This window comes from Arthrobacter sp., assembly GCF_030540645.1.
Classification (GTDB): Bacteria; Actinomycetota; Actinomycetes; order Actinomycetales; family Micrococcaceae; genus Specibacter.
This window is the reverse complement of record NZ_JAUNVV010000161.1, coordinates 1-1,692: the sequence shown is the minus strand read 5'-3', so window position 1 is coordinate 1,692 and position 1,692 is coordinate 1. Positions and strand designations below refer to the sequence as shown.

At 62.1% G+C, this 1,692-nt stretch carries 1 protein-coding gene and 1 pseudogene; one reads left to right on the top strand and one right to left on the bottom strand.

Annotated features, from left to right (window positions below; translation table 11 throughout):
- Nucleotides 1-205 precede the first annotated feature (205 nt).
- Nucleotides 206-370 carry a hypothetical protein gene (locus tag Q4P21_RS16240; RefSeq protein WP_303389756.1) on the top strand — a complete coding sequence of 55 codons (165 nt, stop codon included), beginning with the start codon at nt 206-208 and terminating at the stop codon, nt 368-370.
- Nucleotides 371-375: 5 nt separating this feature from the next.
- Here Q4P21_RS16240 and Q4P21_RS16235 read toward each other — a convergent pair.
- Nucleotides 376-1,692 (bottom strand): annotated as a pseudogene (locus Q4P21_RS16235) (polynucleotide kinase-phosphatase); the annotation flags it as partial.

The following is a 1,692-nucleotide window of genomic DNA, read 5'->3' as shown; positions in this document are numbered from 1 at the left end:
AGGATCCCGTCGCGGCGGGCGAAGGCCTCGTCAAGAATCAGCTGCTCCTCCACTGCGGCTCCTGTGTGCGCTGCGGAGTCTTCGATATCAAGCGTGGACGCGTTATTTTGGGGCACTGACACTCTTTCACTGCGTTGTATTGTCTTCGCTTCGAGGGAACACCACCCCTTGTGAGTTTATTCCAACTGTCGTAATTCTCCTTTTAGTGCGCCTTCCTTTGGCTGCATCGATACTTCCCCTGGCACTGGTCTGGCAGCTCACCCATACCGCCGGCATTGCCGAAAGCATCGTTGCCTCGATGACAAAGGAGCAAGCTGTGCAGGCCAGCAACGACTACTGGATGTCACAGGGCAACGAGCCGGGCCCCTGATCCAACTACAACCGGGGGTCCAAGGGTTCGGATTCCAGCGCAAGGACTCCGAAGACCATCTGGTGAATCTTCCACAGGGGCGCTTCCGCGGCAGTTAGCCGCAAGGCTTCAAGACCCAGAATGTATTCATGCAGGGCACGATTGCGCTTCGTGTTGGTGGCGCGTTGACGCAGTCGCTCCAGGTTGGCTTCGGCCAGGTAGTCCGGGCCATAAATCAACCGCAAGTACTCCCTGCCGCGAACCTTGATGCCTGGTTGCACCCAGCCTCGCTTCGCCTTGGTCAGGTTCTGCCACGGCTTGACCACCATGCCTTCGGAGCCAGCCGCCGTCGCCTCCTCCCACCAGCGGATGGCAGCCTCCACCTCGTGTTCTTGGCTCAGATCCACACGCAGGTGCCGGGTCGGGGCAAACAGCTTTGGCCCTGCCGCGGCGAGCCTGTCGCTGATCCCCAAGTGCCACCCGTGGTCCCGGGTCTCAAAGGTTTGGCCCTCGGCAGCCAGCACTTGAAAAGTGGCGAAACGCAGGTCATCGGTGGAACCTACATAGCGTCTGTAGGATTCACGGAACGCCTTGGCGTTCGACTGGCGGGTTCGGGTGCGTGCGAGCAACTCGTGGACGTCAAGGCAGGTGCCGGAAGTGCGTTCCAGCACGGCTACGGCGGCATCCGTCGCCGCAATGGCTGCTGCTCCCACCGAAGCGTAGGTGTCCTTGATCAACGGTTCTGCCTTCAGCGACCACGGCATCAACTCGCCGTCCAGAATCAGCCAATCGCTGTCCAGCTCGTCCCAGAGCCCGGCGCGGTCCATGGTTTCATGGGCCTGCAGCAGGAGCTGGTGTTCGCGCTCAGGGTCCAGAAATTGGCGCCCCGTGCGGGTATGCAGTGCACCCAGCCAGTCCTCGGGCGCATCGAACCGACCAGGGTTTCGAGACAGCAGCATCACGGCGCGGGAGCCCATGTGCTTCTCCTCGCAGACCACCTGCGTCACACCCTGTCGCAAGAAGTAGCCAAACGCTTCGTCCGGGTGCTCCAAGTAGCCAGCCCGGGACGAGGATTCCGACGGGGACATAGTTGGCGGAAGGTAGCACAGCCACCGCGGGTCGATGGCAAACCGGCTCATGGCTTCCAATGCACCCGCGGCCTGGGCCTCGTTGATCCGCACCGTTCCCAGACCCTCGGACCTCAAGTGCAGCGGGCCGGTGACGTCCTCCATGGAAAGAACACCGGGCTTGCGCTCCGGACCGCGCGGGGATTCCAGCGGCCTTCCCGGTTCGCAGTACTGCTTCAGGGCTTGGACTTGGACGACGTCGCGTTCGGGATAGCG